Source organism: uncultured Stenotrophomonas sp. (genome assembly GCF_963519925.1).
Classification (GTDB): domain Bacteria; phylum Pseudomonadota; class Gammaproteobacteria; order Xanthomonadales; family Xanthomonadaceae; genus Stenotrophomonas; species Stenotrophomonas maltophilia_AE.
The window spans coordinates 1-25,788 of the sequence record NZ_CAUQPH010000009.1; the positions used below are offsets into that span (position 1 = coordinate 1).

The 25,788-nt window shown below is 67.2% G+C and carries 23 protein-coding genes and 1 tRNA gene; 10 read left to right on the forward strand and 14 right to left on the reverse strand.

The window, feature by feature from the left end:
- The 3 genes from RWO33_RS03205 to RWO33_RS03215 form a co-directional block, all read right to left on the reverse strand.
- The coding region (locus RWO33_RS03205) for an aspartate kinase (RefSeq protein ID WP_314102020.1) at positions 1 to 1,522 on the reverse strand (1,522 nt) is incomplete at its 3' end.
- A 447-nt stretch (positions 1,523 to 1,969) separates the two neighbouring features.
- Positions 1,970 to 2,917: a DMT family transporter gene (locus tag RWO33_RS03210; protein ID WP_314101942.1), complete on the reverse strand. Its 948-nt coding sequence runs from the start codon at positions 2,915 to 2,917 to the stop codon at positions 1,970 to 1,972.
- Between the two features lie 72 nt (positions 2,918 to 2,989).
- Positions 2,990 to 3,718, reverse strand: coding sequence for an AraC family transcriptional regulator (locus RWO33_RS03215; RefSeq protein ID WP_314101944.1), 729 nt, complete (start codon positions 3,716 to 3,718; stop codon positions 2,990 to 2,992).
- A gap of 120 nt (positions 3,719 to 3,838) precedes the next feature.
- On the opposite strand from RWO33_RS03215, the gene RWO33_RS03220 reads away from it, so the two are divergent.
- Entirely contained in the window at positions 3,839 to 4,315 is a 477-nt protein-coding gene (locus tag RWO33_RS03220; RefSeq protein WP_314101946.1) for a GNAT family N-acetyltransferase, read from the forward strand.
- A gap of 29 nt (positions 4,316 to 4,344) precedes the next feature.
- Here RWO33_RS03220 and RWO33_RS03225 read toward each other — a convergent pair whose 3' ends face one another.
- From RWO33_RS03225 to RWO33_RS03235, 3 genes are all read right to left on the reverse strand, one after another.
- Positions 4,345 to 4,632 carry a hypothetical protein gene (locus tag RWO33_RS03225; RefSeq protein WP_145477833.1) on the reverse strand — a complete coding sequence of 96 codons (288 nt, stop codon included), beginning with the start codon at positions 4,630 to 4,632 and terminating at the stop codon, positions 4,345 to 4,347.
- A gap of 150 nt (positions 4,633 to 4,782) precedes the next feature.
- Positions 4,783 to 5,232, reverse strand: a complete 450-nt coding sequence (locus RWO33_RS03230; protein ID WP_314101949.1) for a PA2169 family four-helix-bundle protein — start codon at positions 5,230 to 5,232, stop codon at positions 4,783 to 4,785.
- A gap of 235 nt (positions 5,233 to 5,467) precedes the next feature.
- The gene (locus RWO33_RS03235; RefSeq protein WP_314101951.1) at positions 5,468 to 5,683 is read right to left on the reverse strand and encodes a hypothetical protein; all 216 of its coding nucleotides are present in this window, start codon (positions 5,681 to 5,683) and stop codon (positions 5,468 to 5,470) included.
- An 818-nt stretch (positions 5,684 to 6,501) separates the two neighbouring features.
- On the opposite strand from RWO33_RS03235, the gene RWO33_RS03240 reads away from it, so the two are divergent.
- Positions 6,502 to 7,080: a hypothetical protein gene (locus tag RWO33_RS03240; protein ID WP_314101953.1), complete on the forward strand. Its 579-nt coding sequence runs from the start codon at positions 6,502 to 6,504 to the stop codon at positions 7,078 to 7,080.
- Between the two features lie 366 nt (positions 7,081 to 7,446).
- Here the strand turns inward: RWO33_RS03240 and RWO33_RS03245 are convergent.
- Both RWO33_RS03245 and kdsA read right to left on the reverse strand, forming a co-directional pair.
- A tRNA-Arg gene (locus RWO33_RS03245) sits at positions 7,447 to 7,523 on the reverse strand.
- Between the two features lie 123 nt (positions 7,524 to 7,646).
- A complete protein-coding gene (kdsA, locus tag RWO33_RS03250) occupies positions 7,647 to 8,492 on the reverse strand; it encodes a 3-deoxy-8-phosphooctulonate synthase (RefSeq protein WP_145477839.1) in 846 nt (281 codons plus the stop codon).
- Positions 8,493 to 8,718: 226 nt separating this feature from the next.
- Here kdsA and RWO33_RS03255 point away from each other — a divergent pair, with 226 nt between their 5' ends.
- From RWO33_RS03255 to RWO33_RS03285, 7 genes are read left to right on the forward strand one after another with little or no spacing between them, the layout of a single operon-like run.
- Complete coding sequence (locus tag RWO33_RS03255; RefSeq protein WP_314101955.1) at positions 8,719 to 10,251, forward strand: aldehyde dehydrogenase family protein; 1,533 nt, start codon at positions 8,719 to 8,721, stop codon at positions 10,249 to 10,251.
- A 17-nt stretch (positions 10,252 to 10,268) separates the two neighbouring features.
- Positions 10,269 to 11,069, forward strand: a complete 801-nt coding sequence (locus tag RWO33_RS03260; protein WP_314102022.1) for an SDR family oxidoreductase — start codon at positions 10,269 to 10,271, stop codon at positions 11,067 to 11,069.
- A gap of 52 nt (positions 11,070 to 11,121) precedes the next feature.
- Entirely contained in the window at positions 11,122 to 11,406 is a 285-nt protein-coding gene (locus RWO33_RS03265; RefSeq protein ID WP_145477842.1) for a DUF4190 domain-containing protein, read from the forward strand.
- Positions 11,407 to 11,413: 7 nt separating this feature from the next.
- The gene (locus RWO33_RS03270; RefSeq protein ID WP_145477843.1) at positions 11,414 to 12,184 is read left to right on the forward strand and encodes a class I SAM-dependent methyltransferase; all 771 of its coding nucleotides are present in this window, start codon (positions 11,414 to 11,416) and stop codon (positions 12,182 to 12,184) included.
- Positions 12,185 to 12,193: 9 nt separating this feature from the next.
- Positions 12,194 to 13,249, forward strand: coding sequence for a quinone-dependent dihydroorotate dehydrogenase (locus tag RWO33_RS03275; RefSeq protein ID WP_145477844.1), 1,056 nt, complete (start codon positions 12,194 to 12,196; stop codon positions 13,247 to 13,249).
- On the forward strand, positions 13,246 to 14,295 hold the full coding sequence (gene murB / locus RWO33_RS03280) for a UDP-N-acetylmuramate dehydrogenase (RefSeq protein ID WP_314101959.1): 1,050 nt from the start codon (positions 13,246 to 13,248) through the stop codon (positions 14,293 to 14,295). Before RWO33_RS03275 ends, murB begins: the two co-directional genes overlap by 4 nt.
- A 32-nt stretch (positions 14,296 to 14,327) precedes the next feature.
- Positions 14,328 to 15,215, forward strand: coding sequence for a DMT family transporter (locus tag RWO33_RS03285; RefSeq protein ID WP_314102025.1), 888 nt, complete (start codon positions 14,328 to 14,330; stop codon positions 15,213 to 15,215).
- Between the two features lie 15 nt (positions 15,216 to 15,230).
- Here the strand turns inward: RWO33_RS03285 and RWO33_RS03290 are convergent, their stop codons facing one another.
- From RWO33_RS03290 to RWO33_RS03310, 5 genes are all read right to left on the reverse strand, one after another.
- The gene (locus tag RWO33_RS03290; RefSeq protein ID WP_314101961.1) at positions 15,231 to 16,187 is read right to left on the reverse strand and encodes an aminoglycoside phosphotransferase family protein; all 957 of its coding nucleotides are present in this window, start codon (positions 16,185 to 16,187) and stop codon (positions 15,231 to 15,233) included.
- Positions 16,188 to 16,337: 150 nt separating this feature from the next.
- The gene (locus RWO33_RS03295) at positions 16,338 to 18,542 is read right to left on the reverse strand and encodes a hypothetical protein (protein ID WP_314101963.1); all 2,205 of its coding nucleotides are present in this window, start codon (positions 18,540 to 18,542) and stop codon (positions 16,338 to 16,340) included.
- The gene (locus RWO33_RS03300; protein WP_314101965.1) at positions 18,539 to 19,762 is read right to left on the reverse strand and encodes a helix-turn-helix transcriptional regulator; all 1,224 of its coding nucleotides are present in this window, start codon (positions 19,760 to 19,762) and stop codon (positions 18,539 to 18,541) included. The genes RWO33_RS03295 and RWO33_RS03300 overlap by 4 nt, the downstream gene beginning before the upstream one ends.
- Positions 19,763 to 19,854: 92 nt before the next feature.
- The gene (locus RWO33_RS03305; protein ID WP_314101967.1) at positions 19,855 to 20,376 is read right to left on the reverse strand and encodes a DUF3592 domain-containing protein; all 522 of its coding nucleotides are present in this window, start codon (positions 20,374 to 20,376) and stop codon (positions 19,855 to 19,857) included.
- 133 nt (positions 20,377 to 20,509) lie between these two features.
- Positions 20,510 to 20,749, reverse strand: a complete 240-nt coding sequence (locus RWO33_RS03310; RefSeq protein ID WP_314101969.1) for a hypothetical protein — start codon at positions 20,747 to 20,749, stop codon at positions 20,510 to 20,512.
- A gap of 229 nt (positions 20,750 to 20,978) precedes the next feature.
- Between RWO33_RS03310 and RWO33_RS03315 the strand changes: the two genes are divergently transcribed.
- Positions 20,979 to 24,086: a discoidin domain-containing protein gene (locus RWO33_RS03315; protein WP_314101970.1), complete on the forward strand. Its 3,108-nt coding sequence runs from the start codon at positions 20,979 to 20,981 to the stop codon at positions 24,084 to 24,086.
- Between the two features lie 108 nt (positions 24,087 to 24,194).
- On the opposite strand, the gene guaA is transcribed toward RWO33_RS03315, so the two are convergent.
- On the reverse strand, positions 24,195 to 25,760 hold the full coding sequence (guaA, locus tag RWO33_RS03320; RefSeq protein WP_314101972.1) for a glutamine-hydrolyzing GMP synthase: 1,566 nt from the start codon (positions 25,758 to 25,760) through the stop codon (positions 24,195 to 24,197).
- Between the last annotated feature and the right edge of the window lie 28 nt (positions 25,761 to 25,788).

The following is a 25,788-nucleotide window of genomic DNA, read 5'->3' on the forward strand; positions in this document are numbered from 1 at the left end:
CGTCCAGGTGCATGCGGCTGCGCGACGCCACCGCGCGCAGCCGCAGGTCGACATTGGCGCGGGTCAGCAAGGTCGGCTGCGCGGCCAGCAACTGGTCCAGCAGCGCGGCGCCGACGTTGCCCGGGCCGATCACGCCGACCGAGAAGGTCTGCGGCGACAGCCAGAAGCCTGCGTGTGCGGCACGCAGCGCCTTGGTCGCATGGCGGCTGTCCACCGCCACCGAGATGTTGCGCTCGGACGAGCCCTGTGCGATCGCCAGGATGTTCACCTGCGCGCGCCCCAGCGATTCGAACAGGCGCGCGGCCACCCCGGGCTGCCCGGCCATGCCGTCGCCCACTGCGGCCAGCACGCTGACGTTGTCGGTGAGCTGGACCCGCTGCACCTGGCCCAGCCCGAGTTCATGCGCGAAGGCCTGCAGCAGGGCATCGCGCGCACGCCCGGCTTCGGCCTGGCGCACCACGCAGCAGATCGAGTGTTCGGACGAGCCCTGCGAAATCATCACCACCGACACATGTGCGTTGCGCAGCGCCGCGAACACGCGCTCGGCCGTGCCCGGCACACCGATCAGGCCGGTGCCTTCCAGATTGAGCAGGGCCAGTTCGGCGCTGAGCGTAAGCCCCTTGATCGGACCCGACGCGGTGCGCTCGGCGGTGATGCGGGTGCCGGGATGATCGGGATGGAAGGTATTGCGGATGATGATCGGCAGGCCACGTTCGATGGCCGGCGACATCGTCTGCGGATGTACCACCTTGGCGCCGAAATAGGCCAGTTCGCAGGCCTCGTCATAGCTCAGTGCCTCCAGCTGCACCGCTTCGGGCACCACCCGCGGATCGGCCGAAAGCACCCCGTCCACATCGGTCCAGATGTGCAGTTCGTCGGCGTCGAACAGCGCGGCGAAGATCGCCCCGGAGTAGTCGCTGCCGTTGCGCCCGAGCGTGGTCACGCGGCCGCGCCGGTCGCGTGCGACGAATCCGGTTGCCACCACCCGCGCGGCGGCATTAGCCTCGCGCCAGCTGGCCAGGCGCTGCGCGCTCTGCACCCAGTCCACGTCCACCCCGAGTTCGCCGCGATCGACCACCAGCACATCGCGCGCATCCAGCACCGAGCACGCTTCGCCCCGGCTGTGCAGGTAGTGGCCGAGCAGGTGCGCCGAATACACTTCGCCCAGGCCCTGCACGCGGTCCAGCACTTCGGCCGGCAGTTCGCCGATCACCGCCAGCGCCGCCAGCACTTCGGCCAGCTGGTCGAAACGTGCGTCCAGCCATTCCACCGTGTCGCCGGCATGCTCGCCCAGCAACGACACCGCCGCACCGCGATGGCGCGCACGCAGCGCATGCCAGTCCTCGCGCCACTGCGGCGCGTTGTCCGCGGCCGCACCGGCCAGGGCGATCAACGCATCGGTCACCCCCTTCATCGCCGACACCACGGTGACCTGCACCGCCTCGTCGCGGGCCAGCAGCAGCTGCGCTACATGGCGGTAGCGGTCGGCATCGGCGACCGAGGTACCCCCGAACTTGTGCACCACGGTCGCCGTAGCGGCACGCAGGGCGGAGGACGCGCCTGCCGCTGCAGCGGCATCGGAGGGAGCGGCGTCGGGTGAAGCGGCAACGTGGGACATACTGACCTCGATTCGAGGCCCCGCGACATCCAGGCTGAAGGAGATTCCCCGCAACCTGGTCTGGTGCGGGGCCGTTGTTTTCGGAAATTACGCGAAGACGACGGGCCGCACCAGGCGAGTGGTGACGGTGGTAATGGTGGTGGTGCCGAGGGCCAGGCGCGCACGGGCACTGCCGCCGTTGACGGCGGTGGTGCTAAGCGGGACGGTGGCGGCGGCAAGGACCATGGGCCAAGAAAACTACGCCGGCCATACGCTTGTCAAGTGCTGCACCGCAAAACGGCATTCACCGCGAACGGTCCGCATCGTCGGCAAAAAAGGTTGCGGATGTGACCAACGTGCCGCAGCCGACACTCAGCCGACGTGCTGGGCCACCGCGCGCGGAGGACGGTGGGCGTGGGCGCACAGCAGCACCCCCGACACCAGGCAGACGATGGCCACGACTTCCATATGGGTGGGCCAGCGCTGCTGCCAGGCGAAGCCGTACAACAGTGCGAACAGGGTTTCGAACACGATCATCTGCCCGGTCATGGTCAACGGCAGGCTGCGGCTGGCGCGGTTCCAGCAGGCGTTGCCGACCACCGACGCCACTATCGCCACGCCGGCGCTGACGACCCAGAACCACATCCACGCGCCGGCGGCATGCACCGTGCTGGACAGCACGAACGCACTGGGCACCAGCAGCAGTGCCAGTGCGCCGGTGGTGACCCCGGTCAACAGCGACCAGTCGTGCCCGGACAGGTCCGGACGTCGCGCCAGCCAGCGGCTGTTGCCGATCGAGTACAGCGCCCAGGAGAACAGCGCGCCGACCGCGCACAGCAGGCCCAGCAGGCGTTGCTGGGTCGACCCCTGCGCATGCTCGGACTGCAGCGCCTCATAGCCGACCAGCGCCACCCCGAGCAGGCACAGGCCCAGCGCGGGCGCCAGCTGGCGCAACGGCACCGCGCCCTGTTCGCGCGCGCCGACCACGGTCACCACCACCGGGATCAGCCCCACGATCAGCGAGGCGGCCGCGCCACCAGCCCACTGCACGGCCTTGGCCAGCAGCACGAAATACACCAGGTTGCCGGCCAGGCTCAGCCACAGCAGTCCGCGCCATTCCGGCGCGCCGATGCGCTGGTGCAGTTGGCGCCAGCGCGGCGCCAGCAACACCACGGCAATCAGGCCATAGACCAGGTAGCGCCCGGCCGACAGCTGCACCGGGCTGAACTGGCTCAACACGGCCGGCGCCAGGAACACCACGCCCCACAGCGCGCCGGCGGCAATGCCGTTGGCGATGCCCACGCCCATCGAACGATTCATCTACGCCCTGCACCCGGCAAAGGAAAGTCCGCGCCAGTGTAGGTGGGAAGCCACCGTCGATCTTGACCCAGGCTACTGCGCGGACCGGTGGCGGCGTCGGTAGTCGGCCGGTGTCATGCCCCATTCGCGTCGCAGCGCACGGGTCAGCGCGCTCTGTTCGGAGTAACCGGCGTGCTGGGCGATGGACGCGATGGGCGCGTCGCTATCGACCAATCGCCCCCGCGCCCAGCGCAGCCGGCTGCCGCTCAGCCAGCCCTGCGGACTGAGCCCGAACGCCCGCTGGAACAACGCATGCACGCGACTGGTACTGACCCCTACCTCGTTGGCAATGCGCTCAACCGGCCACGCCTGCCCGGGGGCCGCCTCGATGCGCGCGCACACTGCCTGCAGGCGGGTAGCGCTGCCGGCCAGAGAAAACGCCTCCAGCAGCGCAGGCAGCTCCAGCGCCACCACGTCGGCCTCGACACATTCGTCCGGTACCGTGCCCACCCGCTGCGCCATCCGCCGCACCTGGGCTGGAAGCGCCAATACGGGCTGTCGTTGAAGGCGCTCAAGGGTGTCGTCATCGAACATGTCGGCCGGACAGTCGACGATCAGGAAACGATCGTCATCGCCGGCGGCCTGGGCGTGCCCCGCCAGTGGCGCGACGAAGGCCCCCTGCAGCAGATCCAGCCGTGCGCCCCGCCCTTCCAGCTCGAATGCCAGTTCACCGCGCACCGGCAGCACCCACTGCGCGAACGCGTGGCGATCGACGCTGGAATCGCGCCCATACTGGCGAACGTTGAAAGCAGGTGAAGACATGCGCGCAAGTCTGCGCGCGGTTGCAGAAACCTGCAACGCGTCACGGCAAGGGGCCGAGGGGTGGGTGGTATAAGAGGGTGTCGCGCCGGACGTACCGACGTTCTGTACAGGGAGTACTCGATGACATACCTCACGCTGAGCCAGGCTCCGCACCTGCTGCCGACCGTTGCCCGCTGGTATTTCGATACCTGGGGTGCGCGTGTTCCAGGGCACACCTACGATGACGAACAGCAGCGCCTCGAGGTGTTCCTGCACGACAACGAGCTGCCAATGCTGCTGATGGCCATGCAGAACGACGTACCCATCGCCGCCGCGCAGCTGAAATTCCACGAGCGGACCGAGCATCCTGAACGGCTGCATTGGCTGGGCGGTGTGTTCGTCACCCCGCAACACCGGGGCCGCGACCTGGCCAGCGCGATGATCGAAGCCCTCATGCAGAAAGCGCGCGGCTATGGCGTGCGCGAAGTGTTCCTGCAGACCGAGCACGACGATGGGGGACTGTATGCACGGTTGGGGTGGGAGCCGCTGGAGCGGCAGACCCATCGCACCGGCGTGCCGGTACGCATCATGCGGCGCGTGTTGCCGATTGCCCGGTAAACGCTGTGCCTACGCGTGGTCGATCCAGCTCAGCGGAAACGAACCGGCTGAGGTGCCGGGCGGTCGGCCAGGGAGCCCATGGTGAAGGTATAGCCGGCTTCTTCCAGCAGCTTGCGCATGCGCAGCTCTGCCCGCTTGGGATACGCCAATGAGGTAGGTGCATGCAGCGCATAGGCGGTGGAACGCCCACCCTGCATGTCACGGGTGACCGAGGACTGGTTCGTCTCGCATGCGTTCGACCACAGGTTCAACAACACCTGGGGTCCAATGGACTGGTTGTTGCCGAGGCGAAGCGTGAGCCAACGCATGTGTTCCATGAGCAATCCCAGCGGTACGTGTGTTCGAGTATGCACCATATCCGGGGTGGCCGTACGGCGGGGTCTGGACCCACCTTTCCGCAAACGCAGACGCCCCGGCTGAACCGGGGCGCCTGCATTATGGCAAGGCGGCTGGCGCCGCCGGAGCCATTACGACTTCATGGCGTGCTTGCGGTTGCGCATCACGTTATGGGTCTCTTCCACCTGCGGCAGCAGGCGGGTGACTTCAGCGCGGGCGGCCGGCGGGGTGTCGTTGTCGGTGAGGGCGTCGCGGAATGCCTTCAGCAGGCGATCCTCGGATTCCTCCAGCTCGGCAACATAGCCGTACTGCGTGTCGCCCAAGGTGGCGCGAACCTTGCCGTAGAACTGCTGCATCGAGCCGACCATGGTGCCGTGCTCGGCCGGCTTCGCACCGGTAGCGGCCACAGTGCTGCTCAGCGCGGAAACGATATCGGCCTTGACGGCGGCAATGCGGGTGAACAACTGCGACAGCTCGGCATCCTTCACGTTAGTGGCAGCTTCGGTGTAGAAGTCCTTGCCATCACGGGCGATCTCGATGAGGTCGTTGAGGGTGTGCGCGGTCTTGGATTCGGTGCTCACTGATTTCTACTCCTGGGAAAAATTCTGTGGTGACCCGTGTCGGGGTGAATCCACTTTTCCGCAGTTGCAATGAAGTCGGCGTGACCTTCCAACGACAGCGTTAAGCGATGTGTTGACCGTGGAAACGCCATGTTTTCGCGACGTGTTTTAGGCGCAGACAACGTCGTCACATCTCGCGAGGCGAAGGGAACGAACAAAGAAAAGCCGCACTGTGTGCGGCATTGCTCCAGTCATGTCAGCGCGGGTTCGGTGGCACCGGTGCCTCGATCGGCGGACGCTCCGGCTGCGGATCACGCTCCGGCGGAACCTCACCCGGCGGCTCCGTCACCGGCGGCTCGGACGGTGGCGGTGCCTCTACCGGCGGCTCCGGCGCAGCAGGTTCGGGCTCCGGAGCTGGCACGTGCGCCGTGGGCTGCCACGGGAATTCAAGGGAGGTGGCGACAAGTGCCATGGAGTGGTTCCTGCAACGGTGGTGTTGCAGCCACGGTGACAGCTTCCTCGTCAAACCACGGCGAGGAACGCGTGCACGGCGTGTTTTCGATGGTGGGTCCATCGATGGTGACCCCAGCCCGATTCGAACGGGCGACCTTCCCCTTAGGAGGGGGACGACCCTTCTATAGGGCGCAAGAAATTTGCTCGCCACTGTGCCAACTGTGTGCCAAGCCCTACCCCAGAAACGCCCCAAAGTGGCGGCCCACGCCCATGCCTGGGCATAGGCCTCCCAATTGCGTGAAGGCCACAACGAGCGGAGAGGTCCGCTTCCGGCCAGAAGCGGACATCCGATTCACCCTCGATGAACATCCCTAATCTGCCCCACTCACCAGTTCCGCTTCAGCGGTGTCCCGACGGATGTCGAACGGCCCGTCCCCGCCGGACAATTCGTCGCCGTCATAGTCAGCAATACCCGACGTCGATGGAGGCCTATCGAGTGAGCCGGTCGGTCAACACGCCCCGGAACAATCGGGAAGAGCTGCTGGAGCCGGTCGCCGCTTTATTGAACGTCTCGAGCCGCAGTCGAGATAGCTCATAAACATCGGCCCGGTTGGCGCAATCGACTGGCCCGACCCTTCTAGGTGACGCGCTCAGCAATGCAGCGATTCTGCTGTTTGCCCCAGTACTCGACGCGCACATTCAAGGTCCCCTGCCAATGCGTGACGCTCGTCCCAGTAAAGTCAAGGACTGCGCGCGCTATAACCCGAGAGGCGTTGCACAATGTTAGCGTTCGATGGTGACCAGTGATGGCCACAAACGACTTCCAGGATAATTTTTATGTCGATAAGCACTTTGCTGTTGCTGGCAGCATTAGCGCAAAGCACCGCGACTCTATCTACTCCCGAAGCAACATCCAGCGAAGCTGAAATCGCAGTAGCTGCATTCGCTCAAGAATTCGGCGTAACGAAAGAAGAGGCAGGCAAGAGAATTGAGGCCAACGACGCTATTAACCAGTATGTCGAGTCGCTGCGTGAACGCTACAAGGCCCGCCTTACATTCATCTCTGTTGAGCAGTTTCCAGACCAGCATATCGTCGTCGGGCTTAAAGGCCCACAGATCATTCCCACTCAGCGAATGTCCGGCGAAGGTGCAACCGTACGTGTGGAGTTCGAGGAAGGGTATCCCTACGATAAGGCCGAGTTCAGAGCGATCGTAGAGAATTCATTGAAGGAGGCCAAGAAAATCATTCCCGGAATTACAGGCATGGAAGGCAGACCTGAGCTTGGGACTGTCAGAATTCATGTTCAGGACCGCTCAGACAATGGACACAGCAAGGCAGCGGCCCAACTTGGGGCTAAGTTCGGCGTCAAGTTCGAAATCGTATACGGGCAGGGGCGCAGCGCCAATGCCGCGTAGACCCGCGGCGGTGCCATCTTCCAAGCAAACGGACGCACCTGCACCTCGGGGCTCAGAAGAGCCAATCATGCGGCTGAGGCCATTGAAGTGGCTCACCCTATTTGAGAACACGTCCTCAGCACCCGCCATGTCAAACCTCCGCCTCCAGGAGCGGGAGATGTGGCGCGGATTCGATGATTCGGCCATCGCGCACTCATGCATTGCATGGAACGGCAACGCTAAGTTGTTCGATGACTCGCGTCTGAGCGCCATCGTATGTTGTCAGGCTGCTGGTGCCGTCTCGCGTCAGTCCAAGAACCCACACAGGGGCCATGCCAAATGCAATGGCATATTAAGACTTACGAACTCATCGGAAGTCATTGAATTTGGTGACCCCGGCCCGATTCGAACGGGCGACCTTCCCCTTAGGAGGGGGACGCTCTATCCAGCTGAGCTACGGGGCCGATGTGCGGTGGAGGCATGCTGCCTTTGCCGCTGGCCGCCCGCACATTGCATGCGGGCAGCTGTGAAGGATACCCACATTCAGCGACGGGACCAAGGCCGATCCCGCCGCAAGGTGGGCAGACTCAGCGGATATCCAGCTCCGCGAAGCCCTTGACCAGCTCGTCCACGGCCTTGATCTGGGCCAGGAACGGTTCCAGCGCGCTCAGCGGCAAGGCGCTCGGGCCATCGCAGCGGGCGTGGTCGGGGTCGCGGTGCGCTTCCAGGAACAGGCCGGCCAGGCCCAGCGCCATGCCCGAGCGGGCCAGTTCGGCCACCTGGCGGCGGCGGCCGCCGGAGGCTTCGCTGCCGGCGTCGCGGCGCTGCAGGCTGTGGGTGACGTCGAAGATCGCCGGCAGGCCGCCGGTGGATTCAATCATCTCGCGGAAGCCCAGCATGTCCACGACCAGGTTGTCGTAGCCGAACTGCGAACCGCGCTCGCACAGAATGATGTTCTCGTTGCCGGCTTCGCGGATCTTGGACACGATGTGCTTGATCTGCGTGGGGCTCAGGAACTGCGGCTTCTTGATGTTGACCGCACGGCCGGTTTCGGCGATGGCCACCACCAGGTCGGTCTGGCGGGCCAGGAACGCCGGAATCTGCAGCACGTCGACCACTTCGGCGACCGGCGCGGCCTGCGCCACTTCATGCACGTCGGTGATCACCGGAATGCCGAAGCGGCGCTTGACCTCTTCGAAGATGCGCAGCCCTTCGTCCAGGCCGACGCCACGGAATGATTTGATCGAGGAGCGGTTGGCCTTGTCGAACGAGGCCTTGAACACGTACGGAATGCCCAGCTTGCGGGTCACCGTGGTGAAGTGCTCGGCCGCATGCAGGGTCGAATCGAGGTCTTCGAGCACATTCAGGCCGCCGAACAGCACGAACGGGAGACGGTTCCCAACGACGACGCCTTCTGCAACGGTAACGTTCATTCAGATTCCTGGGGGCGAACAATGGTGGCCATTCTACCGGGTTGGGTGGCCCGACCAACGGTCGGGCGCTACCGGGAAGGCGATCCGGCAGATGAGGCGCAACCGCGGCGGGTGCCGAGCGTGGGTCGGTACCGGCGGACGGCGACGGGTTAGAATCGTCGTTCTGCACGCCGCCCCCCACCCTGCCAGCGGCTGCGCCCTTTTTTGATTCGCAACAGGAGTTTGCATGTCCTCTGACCTGCTCAAGGCGCTTGGCCTCGACGCGACCAACGCTGGCACCTATCTCGGCAACGGGGAGTGGTCCAAGGCCACCGACGCCGGCGTGATCACCCCGGTCAATCCGACCACCGGTGAGGCCATCGCCCAGGTGTACGCCACCACCGACGCCGACTACGAGACCATCGTCGCCCGCGCCCAGGAAGCCTTCACGGTGTGGCGCACTACCCCGGCCCCGCGCCGCGGCGAAGCCGTGCGCCTGTGCGGCGAAGCACTGCGCGCGCACAAGGATGCGCTGGGTTCGCTGGTCGCGCTGGAAATGGGCAAGAGCAAGCCGGAAGGCGACGGCGAAGTGCAGGAGATGATCGACATCGCCGACTTCGCCGTGGGCCAGAGCCGCATGCTGTACGGCTACACCATGCATTCGGAACGCCCCGGCCACCGCATGTACGAGCAGTACCAGCCGCTGGGCCTGGTCGGCATCATCAGTGCGTTCAACTTCCCGGTCGCGGTGTGGGCATGGAATTCGTTCCTGGCCGCGATCTGCGGTGACGTGTGCCTGTGGAAGCCGTCCAACAAGACGCCGCTGACCGCGATCGCCTCGATGAAGATCTGCAACGAGGCGCTGCGCGGCGCCGGCTTCCCGGACATCTTCTTCCTGATCAACGATGCCGGCACCGCGCTGTCGGAAAAGATGGTGGCCGACAAGCGCGTGCCGCTGATCAGCTTCACCGGTTCGACCCAGGTCGGCCGCACGGTCGCGGAAAAGGTGGCGCACCGCCTCGGCCGCTGCCTGCTGGAACTGGGCGGCAACAACGCGATCATCCTCGACGAAACCGCCGACCTGAAGCTGGCCATCCCCGGCATCGTGTTCGGTGCGGTCGGTACCGCCGGCCAGCGCTGCACCACCACGCGCCGGCTGATCGTGCACGAATCGATCCATGACGACGTGCTGGCCACGCTGATCAAGGCCTACAAGCAGGTCGAAGGCAAGATCGGCGACCCGACCGACCCGGCCAACCTGATGGGCCCGCTCAACGGCGACGGCGCCGTGCAGCAGTTCCTGGCCTCCATCGAGAAGGCCAAGGCCAGCGGCGGCACCGTCGAAACCGGCGGCACGCGCATCGACCGCGCTGGCAACTTCGTGCTGCCGGCCATCGTGACCGGGCTGAAGAACAGCGATGAAGTGGTGCAGCACGAAACCTTCGCGCCGATCCTGTACGTGATGAAGTACAGCACCCTGGACGAAGCCATCGACATGCAGAACGGCGTGCCGCAGGGCCTGTCCTCGTCGATCTTCACCCAGAACCTGAAGGCGGCCGAGCGCTTCCTGTCGGCGGCCGGTTCGGACTGCGGCATCGCCAACGTCAACATCGGCACCTCCGGTGCGGAGATCGGTGGCGCGTTCGGCGGTGAGAAGGATACCGGCGGCGGCCGCGAGTCCGGTTCGGATGCATGGAAGGTCTACATGCGCCGCCAGACCAACACCATCAACTACTCCGACTCGCTGCCGCTGGCCCAGGGCATCAAGTTCGACCTGTGACGGGCGCGAGCCAGAGCGTGCCGACCAACGGTCGGCACCTACCGGAGACGGCCGATGGCCGCCGCGTCCTGGACTTTTCGGGTCGCCGGGTGCTGGTCGCCGGCGGCAGCAAGGGCATCGGCCGCGCCATGGCGCTGGCCTTTGCCGGCGCTGGCGCTGCGGTCTCGGTGTGCGCCCGCGGCGAAACCGGGCTGGCGGCATTGCGTGATGACGCTGCCGCGCTCGGGCTTGCCGTGCATACCGAGGTCGCCGACCTCGCGCGGGTGGACGACATCGGCCGCTGGCTGGCCGGTGCCGCCGAGGCGCTGGGCGGCATCGACGTCCTGGTCAACAATGCCACCGGCTATGGCATGTCCGACGACGAGGCCGGCTGGGAGGCCAGCCTGGGCGTGGACCTGATGGCGGCGGTGCGGGCCTCGCGGCTGGCCCTGCCCTGGCTGCAACAGTCCGCCGACGCCTGCATCCTCAACCTGGCCTCCATCGCCGCGCAGCAGCCGCGCCCGGGCGCGGCCCCCTACGGTGCGGCCAAGGCCGCGCTGATGCACTACACCACCTCGCAGGCGCTGGCCGTGGCCCCGCACCGGATCCGGGTCAACGCCATTGCCCCGGGCTCGATCGAATTCGAGGACGGCCTGTGGGCACGCCGCCGCAGCGACGATCCCGCGCTCTACCACGGCACCCTGGCCAAGATCCCGTTCGGGCGCTTCGGGCAGCCGCAGGAGGTCGCCGACGCGGCCTTGTTCCTGTGTTCGCCGCTGGCACGCTGGATCACCGGCCACACCTTGAATGTCGACGGCGGCCAGGTCTTGATGGGATAAACCCGGCACTGGCCCTATCATTCACCTGTCCTCCCCCGTCCCCAGGAGCCACATGAGCCTTCCGCCCCGTCAAACCAGCCCGATGGCGCTGATCAGCCTGATCGCCGGGATCCTGGGCTGGACCGCCCTGCCGTTCCTGGGCAGCGTCGTGGCCATCATTACCGGGCACATGGCCCGCGCCGAGATCCGCCGTCGGCCGCTGGAACTGGAAGGCGATGGTCTGGCACTGGCCGGCCTGATCATGGGCTGGGTGGTGGTGATCGGCAGCCTGCTGGCGCTGCTGGCCATCGTGATGTTCTTCGGTGGCCTGGCCTGGTTCGTTTCCCTGCAGTCGTGAGGTGCCCATGAGCGGTTCGGACCCCACCGGACGTTTCAGCAACCGCGTAGCCGATTACGTCCGCTACCGGCCCGATTACCCCCCGGCGCTGCTGGACTGGCTGCATCGCGAGATCGGCGTGTCCACCGGAACGCTGGTGGCCGACATCGGCGCCGGCACCGGTATTTCCACCCGGCTGTTCCTGGCCAGTGGGCACCCGGTGATCGCGGTGGAACCCAATGCGCCGATGCGTGAGGCCGCCGAAGCGCTGCTGGGCCAGGAGTACCTGCGCCTGAAGCTGGTGGACGGCACCGCCGAGGCGACCACGCTGGCCGACGACAGCGTCGGCCTGGTCAGTGCGGCGCAGGCCTTCCACTGGTTCGACACCACCGCAGTGCGTCGCGAATGGGCGCGGATCCTGCAGCCGGGCGGCCTGGCGCTGGTGTTCTGGAATTCGCGCCTGCTCGATGCTTCGCCGTTCCTGGTCGGCTACGAGCAGTTGCTGCTGGAGTTCGGTACCGACTACACCGAGGTCGCCGAGCGCTACCAGGACGATGACACCATGCGCGCGTGGTTCGGCAGCGGGCTGCGCGGTGTCGCGCAGTTCCCCAACACGCAGTACATGGACGCGGAGGGCCTGCGCGGCCGCCTGCTGTCGTCGTCGTATGCGCCGCCGCCGGGCCATCCCCGCCATGCGCCGATGCTGGAGGCGCTGCAGCAGCTGTTCGACGCGCATGCGGTGGACGGCAGGATCGCTTTCGAATATCACACCCGTGCCTTCGTCGGCACGCTGGACTGACTGGACGCCATGTACTCGCTTGCCCGACCCTTCCTGTTTTCCCTGGACGCCGAACGCGCCCACGGCCTGGGCCTGAGTGCGCTGGAACTCGCCTACCGTTCCGGCACCACGCCGCTGCTGGCGCGCCGCCCAGCCCCCTTGCCGACCACCGCCCTGGGGCTGCGCTTCCCGAACCCGGTCGGCCTGGCCGCCGGCCTGGACAAGAACGGCGAGCACATCGATGCGCTGTTCGCGCTGGGCTTCGGTTTCGTGGAAATCGGCACCATCACCCCGCGCGCGCAGGAAGGCAATCCGAAGCCACGCCTGTTCCGCCTGCCGGCCCACCAGGCCATCATCAACCGCATGGGCTTCAACAACCTGGGCGTGGATGCGCTGGTGCGCAATGTCGAGCGGGCGCAGCGCCGCAATGGCCTGCTCGGCATCAACATCGGCAAGAACAAGGACACCCCCAACGAGCAGGCGTTCGACGATTACCAGCATTGCCTGCAGAAGGTGTACCCGCTGGCTGATTACATCACCGTCAACATCTCCTCGCCCAATACCGCTGGCCTGCGCGAGCTGCAGGAGGAAACCGCGTTGCGCCAGCTTGTCTCGCAGCTCCGCGACAGCCAGGAAGCGTTGGCGGCGCAGCATGGAAAGCGCGTGCCGATGCTGGTCAAGGTCGCGCCGGACCTGAGCGACCGCGACATCGACGCCGCCGCGCGCGTGCTGGGCGAACTGCAGGTCGACGGCGTGATCGCCACCAACACCACCATCGACCGCAGCGCGGTCGCGGGCGACCCACGGGCCAGCGAAGCCGGCGGCCTGTCCGGTGCGCCGCTGCTCGGCCAATCCACCCTGGTGCTGCGCCGCCTGCGCGCGCGCCTGCCCGAATCCATGCCGCTGATCGGCGTCGGCGGCATCCAGTCCGGTGCCGATGCGGTGGCCAAGATGGCCGCCGGCGCTGCCCTGGTGCAGTGCTACAGCGGCCTGATCTTCCAGGGCCCGGCGCTGGTGCATGACTGCGTCGAGGCCATCCGCCGTCGTCGCGAAGCCCCCAGCCGCGGCGCCGTGGCCCCCCTATGAGTACTGCAATGCCTGCCTGGTCGCTGACCGAAAACGCCTCGCTGAAGGCGCTCAATACCTTCCACGTCGACGCCAGCGCCGAACAGCTGCTGGAACTGCACGAGCCCTCCCTGCTGCCCGAGGTGCTCGCCCTGCCCCAGGTCGCCGGCACACCGCTGCTGGTCCTGGGCAGTGGCAGCAACGTGCTGCTGGCCGACAACGTGCCCGGCACGGTGCTGGTGTTCGCCAACCGCACCATCGAGGAACTGGAACATCGCGCAGACCACACGGTGGTGCGCGCCGGCGCCGGTGTGAACTGGCATGGGCTGGTGATGTGGTCGTTGCAGAACGGTCTGTCGGGCCTGGAAAACCTGGCGCTCATTCCCGGCACCGTCGGGGCCTCGCCGATCCAGAACATCGGTGCCTATGGCGTGCAGGTCGATGAGTTCATCCAGGCCGTGGATGCGTGGGACCGTGCCACCAACCAGTGGGTCCGCCTGGATAACGAAGCCTGCGCGTTCGGTTACCGCGACAGCGTGTTCAAGCGCGAGCCGGACCGCTACCTGATCACTTCGATCGAACTGCGCCTGCCATTGCTGCATGACCTGCGCCTGGGCTACGCCGGCATCGCCGAGGAAATGCAGGCCATGGGCGTGGAACTGCCGGTCGCCGCCGACGTTGCCAATGCAGTCATCGCGATCCGCCGGCGCAAGCTGCCGGATCCGGATGTGCTGGGCAATGCCGGCAGCTTCTTCAAGAATCCGGTGCTGCCGCTGGAACAGGTGGAGGTGCTGCTGCAGCAGTTCCCCGATCTGCCGGTGTATCCGGCCGACCGCGACGACCGGCGCAAGCTGTCGGCCGGGTGGATGATCGAGGCCTGCGGTTGGAAGGGGTTCCGTGAAGGCGATGCGGGCGTCTCCGCGCAGCATGCGCTGGTGCTGGTCAACCACGGTTCGGCCAGTGGCGCCGAGCTGCTGGCGCTGGCGCGGCGCATCTCCGCGTCGGTGCTGGAAAAGTTCGGCGTGCCGATCGAACCGGAGCCGCGCCTGATCGGCGCGCAGTGGTGACCCCACCGCTCGCCCTGCCCGCGCCGACGCCGATGCGTGCGGCGCTGCTGATGCTTGGCAGCACGATGGCCTTCGGGCTGATGGCGATCGCGATCCGCTACGCGTCCGGCCACGTGCCCACCCAGGAAGTGGCGTTCTTCCGCAACGCGTTCGGCCTGCTCGCGCTGCTGCCGTTCCTGCTGCGCCCGGGCAGCTCGCCGTTCCGCACCCGGCAGCTGCCGCGCTATTTCGTGCGCAGCCTGATCGGGCTGGCCTCGATGCTGTGCGCGTTCTGGGCCATCGGCCACCTGCCGATCTCGCAGGCGATCTCGCTGTCGTACTCCACGCCGCTGTTCGTCACCATCGCCGCCGTGCTGTTCCTGGGCGAAACCGTGCGCATGCGCCGCTGGGCCGCGGTGATCTTCGGCTTCATCGGCGTCCTGATCATCGTGCGCCCGGGCGCCGCGTCGTTCAGTCCCGGCCTGCTGGTGGCGGTGCTGGCAGCGGTCCTGAGTTCGCTGGTCGCGATCCAGATCAAGCAGCTCACGCGCGTGGACGGCGCCGACACCGTGGTGTTCTACACGTATGTGTTCTGGGTGCCGATGTCACTGGTACCGGCGCTGTTCGGCTGGGTCTGGCCGAACGCCACGGGATGGGCCTGGCTGGCCGCGACCGGCCTGCTGGGCACCCTGGGCCAGCTGCTGTGGACGCGTGCGCTGCGGCTGGGTGAAGTGTCCGCGCTGACCCCGATCAGCTTCATGCAGCTGCCACTGGTCAGCCTGCTGGGCTGGCTGCTGTTCAATGAGACCCTGGACCGCTGGACGGTGATCGGGGCCGGCATCATCCTGGCCGCCAATGCCTACATCGCCCACCGTGAAGCGGTACTGGTGCGGCGCGCGGCCTCCGAGGCTGCCACCGCTGCGGCCAAGCCGGGCGAGTAGCCGAGCGCCGACGGCTCAGGACGCCATTGCAGCCGCCGCCGACCAGCTGCGTGCGGCGGCATCAATCACATTGCCGGGCGCGAACTGATCGTCCATGTAACGCAGCGCCTGCCGGCGCTGGCTGGGCGGCCGCGTCGCGGCGCCCGGTTCCAGCATCAGGTCGTGGAATTCCTGCAGGTCGTGCAGCACGCGCCAGTGGCGGTAGTACGCCAACCGTACCGGATCCAGCGCCACGGCGCCGTATCCCTGCTGGAAACCCGGCGGATCATCGCGGCCCCAGCGACCGCCGACCCCGGCCCCGACGAACATCAGGTCGCGCTCGCGCGGCGCCAGCACCATGTCGTCCCAATCGATCAGCGCCAGCGCGCCATCGCTGCGCAGCAACAGGTTGCCCGCATGCAGGTCGCCATGGCAGAGCCCGCGCGTCCCGCACGGGCCGCACAGGCGCTCGCGCAGCGCGACGCAGCGGCGCCAGACTCCGTCTATCTGCTCGCGGTGCTGCCGCCACGCACGCCGGTAGTCCTCGGCCAGCGCATCGGGCATCGGCCACAGCGCGTCGCCGCGCTGCAGCCATGCGCCGACCCGCTCCACCGCCGTATCGTCATCGAACTCCGGCTGTGCCAGCCCGGCGGCCAGCGCGGCCGGCAAGTGGGTGTCGTGCACGCGACGCAACACCTGCCCCAGCCGCTGCCACTGCGCCTGCGACAGCGCTTCTTCGAATCCGGACTGGCCGTCGACATACGCGAACAGGGTCCACTGCAGGCCCTCGGCCAGCACCGCGGGCGCACCGTCAAGCGCCGGTTGCGGGGCGATCACCTCGTCGAGCCCGCGCGCGGCGCGCAGATGCCGCAGCACGTTCCAGACCCCATCGGCCACCGCATAGCGGCGGCACTTCAACCACCAGCGCGCACCGTCCACAGCGGTCAGCTGGTACACCGTCGCGCCGGCGTCGGCGCCGGCGGGCCGTTGCATGACATGGCTCACCTGCACGCCATACGCCTGTGCAAGCACGGCGCCGATGTGTGACGAAGACAACTCCTGGGGATGCAGCATCACTCTGCCGTGGCGCGAAAATGTCGCATCACTATTGCAGAACAGAGCGCGCACTCCCAGCGAAGCGCGTCACACAGACGCATCGTCAGCGCACATCGCCTGCAGTTCACGCTGCAACAACGCCACCACTTCCTCGCGCTGGAACTGGGTGGCGAACACCGGCACCGCGAACACGAACGGCAGCCCGTCGGCCTCGCGCCGGATCACATAGGCCAGCTGCAGTCGCGCCAGTGCCTGCCGCACCTGTTCCGGATCGACGCGCGCGCCAGCGGCGTCGAAGGTCGCCAGCAGGTCGACCAGCGCGATGCCGCGTTCGCCGCTGCCGGTGAGCTGCGCTGCAGCCACCTGGTAGACCACGATGCGGTCGATCCGGCACGCGACCGGGTCGGGGCTGAGCCGCGCCCAGCCCGCCAGCGCGTCGATCACCGGTTCGCTGACCAGCGCGGCATGCACCTGCGCGGCGTCGAGCACGCGCTGGCCACGATCCAGCTGGTTGAGCAGCTGCTGGCAGGTGATGGCGACCAGGTTGGCGCGGCGCCCGCACGCGGCCACCAGCCGCTGCGGCAGGTCGGGGCTGGCGAAATGCACGCCCAGCCGCGCCATCGGTTCCGTGGCCAGCGCCCGGCACGCATCCTCTTCCAGGCTGCCGACGTGGATGACCTCGCCGAAATTGCGCAGTGGCGAAGCGAAGTCCAGGGTGACCGCTTCGTACAGGTCCCAGAACCCGGCCAGCATGAAGTGGCAGCGCCCTTCTTCGCTCAACGCACGCAGCGCGCCCAGTTGCGGATAGCCCTGGTCAGCCTCGGCGCGCAGGAACAGGTCGGTTTCGTCGATCAGCAGCAGGAGCCCGCGTCCGGCCGCGCGCGCCGACAGCGCGGCCACCAGCGCGTCGATGCCGGTGTCTTCGGCCATGCCCAGCTCCATCGCCAGCCGCATGGTCAGGCGGTGATCGCGCAGCGACAGGTACACGCAGTGCACGCGGGGATGGCCGGCAAAACGGCGCTCGATCGCCTTCATCAGGCTGGTCTTGCCGAGCTGGCGGCCGCCCACCAGCAGGTAGTTGCCCGGTTCGCGGTTGAGCACCCGCGCCAGCAGCGACTCGCGCCCGAAGAACGCGCCCGGGCGGGTGATGCCACCGTGGGTCTGGTACGGCGAAATGCGGGTGACCCGCAGCTGCCGCGCGAGCAGGTCGACCAGTGCGTCCAGCGCACCCGGCTGCAGCAGCCAGCGGGTCTGCGCGGCCTGCTCCAGGCACGCGCAGAGGTTGCCCGGGTCGTTTGCATACGCAACCAGTTCTGCTTCCACCGCCAGCGACGGGCTGACCACCAGCACCACGTCCTGGCCGTTGGGCATGCCACGCAGCGCCTGCACGATCGCGTCCGCGCCCAGGGCGGGGTCCGGCTGGTACAGCCACAGCCGCTGGAGCGCGAGCGGAAGCGTGTCCGGCAATGTCCACTCACGCACCAGCCCCGCCAGCGCCCAACCGGGGGCCGGCGCATCGCCCGCGCCGATCCGCGTCGCCAGCTGCTGCGCGCGCGTTGCGGGACTCGCCTGCACCTGGCGCAGCGCGTCGCGCCAGCGCACGCTCGCAATACCGGCGCCCGCCAGGACGCGCCCGCGCAGGCGCAGCCATCCCAGCTGCCGGTCGATGGCGGGCAGCGCCTGCAACGGCTGCGAGAACAGCAGGCCCGGCTCGGCCACGATCCCAGCCACCGCCGGCCGCACCCAGTACCAGAGCAGTCCCAATGCGGCGACGCCGAACACCGCCCCGCCGAGCAGCAGCGACAACCACTGCACCAGCGTCCAGGGCGCCTCCTCGCGGCAGTTCGGCGGCAGCCAGCGCGCGGGAGGTGCCGGCGCACCCGGGCGGCATCGCCAGTGCCGGGTATCCGGTTCCAGGGTCTGTTCGATCACCGTGCCACGCAGTCCGCTGTTGGCCGGGAAGCGGTCGGTAAAGCGCAGCCGCAGCACCCACGGCTGCGGAAGCTCGGCTTCGACCAGGGCCTCGGCGGGATCGTGCACGCCGGGAACATCGACCTGCTGCGGCCACGTTTCATGCTGCAGCCAGTACGACAGCGCTTCCTCGCGCAGGAACATCATGTCGATGTTCGCGCTCTGCATGAGCATCATGCTTTCGCCGTCGCGCTGCATGCGCCACAGCTGCAGCGGATTCAGCCATGGGACGAACAGGTAGCTGCCCACGAACCAGGTCAGCCCGACCACCAGCAGCAGCGGCAGGCCAAGCCCAAGCCGACCCCGTGGCAGCGCGATCATGCCGGCTGCGCCTGCAGGCTTTCGATCACCTGCCTCACGGCACGCCGGATCGCGTCGCAGCGCCATTCCAGGCACGCGCCCTGCGGTTGCGGCCGGGCCGCCAGCAGGTTGGCCCAGTACAGCTGGCGCAGCAGCGGGTCGGCCAGGTACGGACGCGCCGGACCCAGTGTCGGGCGCAGCAGCCAGTCTTCCACTGCCGTGCGGGCCGCCACATCGCGCAGCACCGGCACCAGCGCCTCCCACAGCCGCGGATGCGTGGAAAGCGTCTCAGTGACCGCCTCGTCATCCAGGCTGGCGTCGGCCAGCAGCACCAGCGCGGCCTGCGCCAGCAGCGGATGACCACCGGAAAGGTGCAGCGCACGCGCCAGCGTGCCATCCGGCAGCGCACCGGCACCGGCACCGCGTCGCAGGTCATCCAGGTCCAGCTCCGGCCAGCTCTCGGTGGCCGCGATGTTGAGCAGCGACAGGTCGCCGCCCTGGTACTTCAGGTCGGCCAGCGCCGCGCCGCCGCAGATCAGCAGGTGCAGCTTGCCGCTGTACATTTCGCTGAGGCTGCGCAGGATCCCGGCCAGCACGTCACGCGGTTCCGGCGCTCCCTGTTCGAAGCGGCTGACCAGGCAGAACAACGGCCCGGGCTGCTGCAGCAGGCGTGCCAGCGCCATTTCGAACCCCGCGTCCGACGACACCCCGTCCAGCCCGCACTGCGCCGCCAGCAGCGCGAAATAATCCTGATCGCCCGCGCCGGCACGGAACGGCGGCTGCAGGTGCAACACGCGTCCACTGCCATAACGCGCATCGGCCTCGGCGAGGATCGCCGCCCGCTCCGGCGGCTGGCCCCAATGCGCCTGGGTTAGCAGCAGGCTGACCGGATACGGGCGCGACGCCTGCAGGCGGTCGAACAGACGGGTGACCGTTGGCGGAACCAGCGTCGGCGGCGCTGCCTGCCCGGCAACGGGCTCACCCGTTGGCGCCTCGACCGGGAACTCCGGCTCGAAACCGGCCGACTGCAGCAGCGCGTTGCATTCGACCTCGGTCAAGCGCAGGTAATTGGCGCAGGCCAGGACGCGGTCGCGATGGCGGCGGCTGGGGCGCGAGGTGCCGGCGCGCCAGTTGTTGACCGCCTCGCGGCTGATGCCGATCTCTGCGGCCACTCCCCCAGCGCTGGCCCGGATCCGCCGCATGTGCCGGGACAGCAGGTCCGCGAAGTCCAGCGCAGGCATGGGAAACGACCAGAAAGGGAGGGAGCCGCACACCCTACCGTGACCGCTTGGACTGTCAACCAGGTACGCATCGGTCACGGTGGGCTCCCGGCTCAGCCCGCCGCCGCAGGCGTCTGCCGCACGAACAGCTTGCGGGTCAGCAACAGGTGGACCACGAACGCCAGGATCGCCAGCATGCCCAGTGCAACCACCACCCGCCCCAGCACCGACCCCAGGCTCTTCTGGCCTTCCAACCGCTCCAGCCGTTCGAACCGGGCGGGATCGGCCCGCGAATAGGCCACCGTCACCTGCGGTTCTTCCTCCAGGTACGGCGCGGCATTGTCCTCGGAAGTGGAGAAGTGCCCGGTGTGGGTAACGCCGTTGGCCTCGAAGTCGTAACGGAAGTGGTACTGGTAGGACACCCGCCCCTTGCGGCGCTTTTCCTCGATGTGGTCGACCTGCACCGGCGCCTGCACCGTCACCGCGTCCTTGAGGATCGCTTCGGCTTCACGGTGCCCGCTCAGCGCGGACCAGGCGAAGAACACGGCAAGCACGGCGTAGCCGATGCTGCACAACCAGCGCGAGGCGCGGGACAGTCGGTCATGCGACGAATCTGAAACAGGAATACTGATCATCTGGTTTCCCCGGTAATGGTTCGAAGGTGTCGCCGGCCAGGTGGCCGCGACGTCGGGAACCAGTGTGGGGAAAGGACTGCGGCGCTTGAACGGGCATCCTGTCAACCCGGGACAGGCGATGCTTGACGATTCGTCAAGCAGACGTCGCATCAATCAGCGTCGCAGCCGGTAGCGCGAACTGTACATCTGCAATCGCGGCACGAACGGCAGCTTCTTCATTTTCTGCCTCCCGCGAAAACTCAAGCGCGATCCTGCCTGCTAAGCCAATGCCTGCCAGCGCATCGCCGCAGTTGGACGATCCAAGAATCTCGAGCAGTTCATCAATATCCCGGTCGTAAGGAAGCTGGTGCTTGAGCGTGAAGGTGTATCGCATATTGTTCTGTCCCAGGGGAAGGAATCAGTGCCGTGGTGAGATGCTGCCCCTGGCCCGGCAGGAGCTCCAGTTCTTTCATCGCGAAATGCGAACTCGATCAATTGATAATCCCAATGAAAGACGGGGGTATGGAATCGCAAGTATTGCAATGCGGCATGTAAACGATTTCAGTCCCTGCTAGCGTTGGGTCCGCCTCGATTGAGGGGCCACTGAACGTGAGACTGCGCTGATGCGTTTGATTGCTGACCGATCCTCGCTCATTCTCCCAATGAGCTTTCCCAGGATCGTTTTCGTGGGGATGGTTTCGTTTGCTACTGCCTCCTTCGCCCAGGACCTTCCGCCGCGAGGTGAATGGCAAGCAAGCAGTTCCTCCCAGCAGGTGCCCGCCATGGCGATCGCCCACCTGATCGATGGCGATCCGAAGACGGTCACTGGGGGCGCCTTCAGCCCAGGGCATTGGTTCCAGGTCGACCTGGGCAAACCGTCCACGTTGTCCGGAGCACGCATCACCTGGGACGTATCCAATCCCGAGGGCTACAGCCTGCAGACCTCGCTGGACGGGAAATGGTGGGACACCGCCTACACCATGCGCGATTCTTTGGGCGGCATCGAAACGGTGCCCTTCGCCCCGCGCCAGGCGCGCTATCTGCGTTTGGCAAGCCCGGACCGTACCTCGGACTGGGGCGTATCGATCTTCGAGCTGGAACCACTGGATGCCCGCACAAGTGCGCGCATTCCCGGGTTGAATCCGACACAGGCCGCAGCGCTGTGGCAAGGTGGTAGTGCGGTCGCGGTTCCGGCCGACAAGGCGGGCCGTCATACCCTCGACATCGCGCTGCCAGGCGGCGCCTCCACTACGGGCTTGTCGGTTGAATGGGCCGGGGCACACGGGGCCGCCCGCCTGCAGGTGCAGGACGCACAGGGCCGCTGGAGCGATCTGGCCAACGACCCGCAAGCGGGCAGTCGCCAGCAGAGCTGGCTGGCCGGCACTCAGGCGGTGAACGCGCGTGCGTTGCGCCTGCAGGTGGACGGCGACGCGCCGCAGATCGCGCGGCTGCGCCTGTTGGGGCCGGCCGCGGTGATGACGCCGATGAAGCGCTACCAGATCGTCGCCAGCGGCGCGCACGGCGCGCTGTTCCCGGCCTCGCTGCACATGCAGCAGACCTACTGGACCGCCGTGGGCGTGCACGGTGGCCTGCAGAAGTCGATCTTCGACGAACACGGCAATATCGAGGCCTTCAAGGGCGCGCCGCTGGTGCAGCCGATCTGGCGCGGTGCCGACGGCGCGGCATCGGGTGCGGCAGACCAGCGCGTGCAGCATGCACTGCGCGACGGCTGGAAGCCGATGCCGTCCGCCACGTGGCAGCCGCACCCCGGGCTGGAACTGAAAAGCGAAGCGTTCGCGGTGGAGATGGACGGGCAACCGGTGACCTTCGTGCGCCATCGCCTGCGCAATACCAGCAATGCTCCGATAGCCGGCAGCCTCGCGCTGGTGGTGCGTCCCATGCAGATGAATCCGCCCTGGCAGAACGGTGGCCTTTCGCCGATCCGCAGCATCGCGGTGGACGCCGGCACGGTGCGCGTCAACGGCCGCACGCTGATGCAATCGCTTACGCCGGTCGGCGGCGCGGGCGCGGCCCCGTTCGGTCCCGATGGCAGCACTGAAATCACTGCGGCCGTCGCACAAGGCGCGTTGCCACCCGTGCAGCACGCGGAGGATCCGGACGGATTGGCTGCCGCTGCGCTGGACTACCCGATCCAGCTCGCACCGGGCGCCACGCAGTCGGTCGTGGTGGCCTTCCCGCTGGGCAATGCCGCCGCCGACACGCACGGCGTCCTGCCCGAGCCGCCCGCGCTTGAACTCGCAGGCCGCGACGCCGACGCCACCTTCGAGCGCCTGGCCACGGTGGCCTCCAAGGACTGGCAGGCCCGCCTCGGCCAGGTCGGACTACGCCTGCCGGATCCGTCGCTGGTGGACATGCTGCGCGCGCAGGCGGCCTACATGCTGATCAACCAGACCGGACCGGCCATGCAGCCCGGACCGCGCAACTACAACCGCTCCTTCATCCGCGATGGCATGGCCACCTCCGCCGTGCTGCTGCGCATGGGCGAAGCGAAGATCGCGCGCGACTACCTGGCCTGGTACACCGAGCACGGGGTACACGCCAATGGACTGGTCTCGCCGATCCTCAACAACGACGGCACCGTCAACACCGGCTTCGGTTCGGACATCGAGTACGACAGCCAGGGCCAGTACGTCGCCCTGGTATCCGATGTCGCACGGTTGGACGGCGGCCCGGAATCGGTGCGCGCCTACCTGCCGAAGGTGAAAGCCGCGCTGCGCTTCCTGCAGGAGCTGCGGGAACGCACGCTGGTACCCGGCTACATGGCCAGCCAGCCGGCGCCGGAACGCTTCGCGGGCATCCTGGCGCCGTCGATCAGCCATGAGGGCTACCCCTCACCCACGCACAGCTACTGGGACGACTACTGGGGCCTGAAAGGCTGGCATGACGGCGCGTGGCTGGCCGATTCGCTGGGCGATCACGAAACCGCGGCGTGGGCGCGGGAACAGTACCGCTTGCTGCACGACGCGCTGGCCGCTTCGATCCGCGCCACCATGGCATGGAAGGGTATCGACTTCATCCCCTCCTCGGCCGACCTCGGCGATGGCGACCCGACCGGCGTGTCGATCGCGCTGGATCCCACCGGCGCGCAGGACGTGCTGCCGGAACAGGCGCTGCGCACCACCTTCGCCCGCTATCTGGAGGACGTGCGCAAGCGCAGCCAGCCCGGCGCGCTGTATGCCTACACGCCGTACGAAATCCGCAACGTACTCAGCTACGTGCACCTGGACCAGCCCGAAGCGGCAGACGAGCTGCTGCAGGGCCTGCTGCGCGACCGGCGCCCGCTCGAGTGGCAGGTATTGGCAGAAGTCGTGCACTCACGGCTGCGCTTCCCGCGCTACCTCGGCGACATGCCGCACACCTGGATCGGGGCCGAGTATGGGCGCACGTTGTTCGGCATGTTGATGCGCGAGGACGATGATGCGTTGTCACTGCTGCCGGGCACGCCGACGGCATGGCTGGCCGGCGATGGACTGGCCGTGGAGCGGCTGCCGACCGCGTTCGGGACCCTGCAGATGCAGGCAGTGCAGCGCGGGACCACGCTGCAGCTGACGCTGGGCAAGGGGCTGCGCAGGGATACTGCCCTACGCGTCTGGTGGCCGTCGCGTACCCGGCCGACCCGGGTGATCGTGGATGGACATCCCGTGCAGGACTTCGATGCACAGGGCGTAAGGCTGGCCAAGCCATTCAGAACGCTGGAAGCCACCTGGTAGAGCCACGCCCTGCGTGGCTGCGCGGACCGGATCCGGATACGACAAAGGCGCCTTGCGGCGCCTTTGTAAATCAACGGCAGCGGGGCAGAACCCCGCTCTACCGAAGGGTCATTCCCACTCGATCGTGGCCGGCGGCTTGCCGGAAATGTCGTAGACCACGCGCGAGACGCCACGCAGTTCATTGATGATCCGGTTGCTCACCGTGCCCAGGAAGTCGTAAGGCAGGTGCGCCCAGTGCGCGGTCATGAAGTCGATGGTTTCCACCGCGCGCAGCGCGATCACCCACTCGTACGCACGCGCATCGCCAACCACGCCGACCGACTTCACCGGCAGGAACACCGCGAAGGCCTGGCTGGTCTTGTCGTACAGGTCGGCCTTGCGCAGTTCGTCGATGAAGATCGCATCGGCCTTGGCCAGCAGTTCGGCGTATTCGCGCTTCACTTCGCCCAGGATGCGCACGCCCAAACCCGGGCCCGGGAACGGATGGCGGTAAACCATGCTGCGCGGCAGGCCGAGTTCGACGCCGAGGCGGCGCACTTCGTCCTTGAACAGCTCGCGCAGCGGCTCGACCAGGCCCAGCTTCATGTGCTCGGGCAGGCCGCCGACGTTGTGGTGGCTCTTGATCACGTGGGCCTTGCCGGTCTTGCTGCCAGCCGACTCGATCACGTCGGGATAGATGGTGCCCTGCGCCAGCCATTTGGCGTTGCTGAGCTTGTTGGACTCTTCGTCGAAGATGTCCACGAACAGGTTGCCGATGATCTTGCGCTTGGCTTCCGGGTCGCTCACGCCTTCGAGCTTGGCGAAATAGCGGTCGGCCGCGTTGACGCGGATCACCTTGACGCCCATGTGCTCGGCGAACATCGCCATCACCTGGTCGCCCTCCTGCCAGCGCAGCAGGCCGGTGTCGACGAACACACAGGTCAGCTTGTCGCCGATCGCCTTGTGCAGCAGTGCGGCCACCACCGACGAATCGACGCCGCCGGACAGGCCCAGGATCACTTCGTCATCGCCGACCTGTTCGCGCACGCGGGCGATCTGGTCGTCGATGATGTTGGCCGCGGTCCAAAGGGTCTGGCAGCCGCACACGTCCACCACGAAGCGGCGCAGCAGCGCCTGGCCCTGCAGGGTGTGGGTCACTTCCGGGTGGAACTGCACGCCGTACCAGCGCTTTTCCTCGTTGGCCATCGCGGCCACCGGAATGCGGTCGGTGGTGGCGGTGATGGTGAAGCCCGGCGGTGCTACCGAGACGTGGTCGCCGTGGCTCATCCACACGTTCAACTTCGGCTCGCCGCCGTGGTCGCTCAGGCCCTTGAACAGCGCGTCCGGGTGCACGACGTTGACTTCGGCATGGCCGAACTCGCGCTGGTCGGCTGCTTCGGTGGCGCCACCGAGCTGGGCGGCCAGGGTCTGCATGCCGTAGCAGATGCCGAAGATCGGCAGCCCGCTGTCGAACACTTCCTGCGGCGCGGCGGGCGCATCCGGCAGCGTGGTCGATTCCGGGCCACCGGACAGGATGATGCCCTTGGCGCCGAACGCGGCGATGTCCGCCGGGTTGTGATCCCACGCCCAGATTTCGCAGTACACGCCGAGTTCGCGGATGCGGCGCGCGATCAGCTGGGTGTATTGCGCGCCGAAATCGAGGATGAGGATCTTGTCGTTATGGATGTTGGTCATGGCGCCCGGCAATGCTGGATGGAGAACG

Bases quoted from the DNA above. Each gene is read 5' to 3' on its own strand.
- RWO33_RS03210 (WP_314101942.1), bottom strand. From the start codon at position 2,917: ATGAATCGTTCGATGGGCGTGGGCATCGCCAACGGCATTGCCGCCGGC.
- RWO33_RS03215 (WP_314101944.1), bottom strand. From the start codon at position 3,718: ATGTCTTCACCTGCTTTCAACGTTCGCCAGTATGGGCGCGATTCCAGC.
- RWO33_RS03220 (WP_314101946.1), top strand. From the start codon at position 3,839: ATGACATACCTCACGCTGAGCCAGGCTCCGCACCTGCTGCCGACCGTT.
- RWO33_RS03225 (WP_145477833.1), bottom strand. From the start codon at position 4,632: ATGGAACACATGCGTTGGCTCACGCTTCGCCTCGGCAACAACCAGTCC.
- RWO33_RS03235 (WP_314101951.1), bottom strand. From the start codon at position 5,683: ATGGCACTTGTCGCCACCTCCCTTGAATTCCCGTGGCAGCCCACGGCG.
- RWO33_RS03240 (WP_314101953.1), top strand. From the start codon at position 6,502: ATGTCGATAAGCACTTTGCTGTTGCTGGCAGCATTAGCGCAAAGCACC.
- kdsA (WP_145477839.1), bottom strand. From the start codon at position 8,492: ATGAACGTTACCGTTGCAGAAGGCGTCGTCGTTGGGAACCGTCTCCCG.
- RWO33_RS03255 (WP_314101955.1), top strand. From the start codon at position 8,719: ATGTCCTCTGACCTGCTCAAGGCGCTTGGCCTCGACGCGACCAACGCT.
- RWO33_RS03265 (WP_145477842.1), top strand. From the start codon at position 11,122: ATGAGCCTTCCGCCCCGTCAAACCAGCCCGATGGCGCTGATCAGCCTG.
- RWO33_RS03270 (WP_145477843.1), top strand. From the start codon at position 11,414: ATGAGCGGTTCGGACCCCACCGGACGTTTCAGCAACCGCGTAGCCGAT.
- RWO33_RS03275 (WP_145477844.1), top strand. From the start codon at position 12,194: ATGTACTCGCTTGCCCGACCCTTCCTGTTTTCCCTGGACGCCGAACGC.
- murB (WP_314101959.1), top strand. From the start codon at position 13,246: ATGAGTACTGCAATGCCTGCCTGGTCGCTGACCGAAAACGCCTCGCTG.
- RWO33_RS03285 (WP_314102025.1), top strand. From the start codon at position 14,328: ATGCGTGCGGCGCTGCTGATGCTTGGCAGCACGATGGCCTTCGGGCTG.
- RWO33_RS03290 (WP_314101961.1), bottom strand. From the start codon at position 16,187: ATGCAACGGCCCGCCGGCGCCGACGCCGGCGCGACGGTGTACCAGCTG.
- RWO33_RS03295 (WP_314101963.1), bottom strand. From the start codon at position 18,542: ATGATCGCGCTGCCACGGGGTCGGCTTGGGCTTGGCCTGCCGCTGCTG.
- RWO33_RS03300 (WP_314101965.1), bottom strand. From the start codon at position 19,762: ATGCCTGCGCTGGACTTCGCGGACCTGCTGTCCCGGCACATGCGGCGG.
- RWO33_RS03305 (WP_314101967.1), bottom strand. From the start codon at position 20,376: ATGATCAGTATTCCTGTTTCAGATTCGTCGCATGACCGACTGTCCCGC.
- RWO33_RS03310 (WP_314101969.1), bottom strand. From the start codon at position 20,749: ATGCGATACACCTTCACGCTCAAGCACCAGCTTCCTTACGACCGGGAT.
- RWO33_RS03315 (WP_314101970.1), top strand. From the start codon at position 20,979: ATGCGTTTGATTGCTGACCGATCCTCGCTCATTCTCCCAATGAGCTTT.
- guaA (WP_314101972.1), bottom strand. From the start codon at position 25,760: ATGACCAACATCCATAACGACAAGATCCTCATCCTCGATTTCGGCGCG.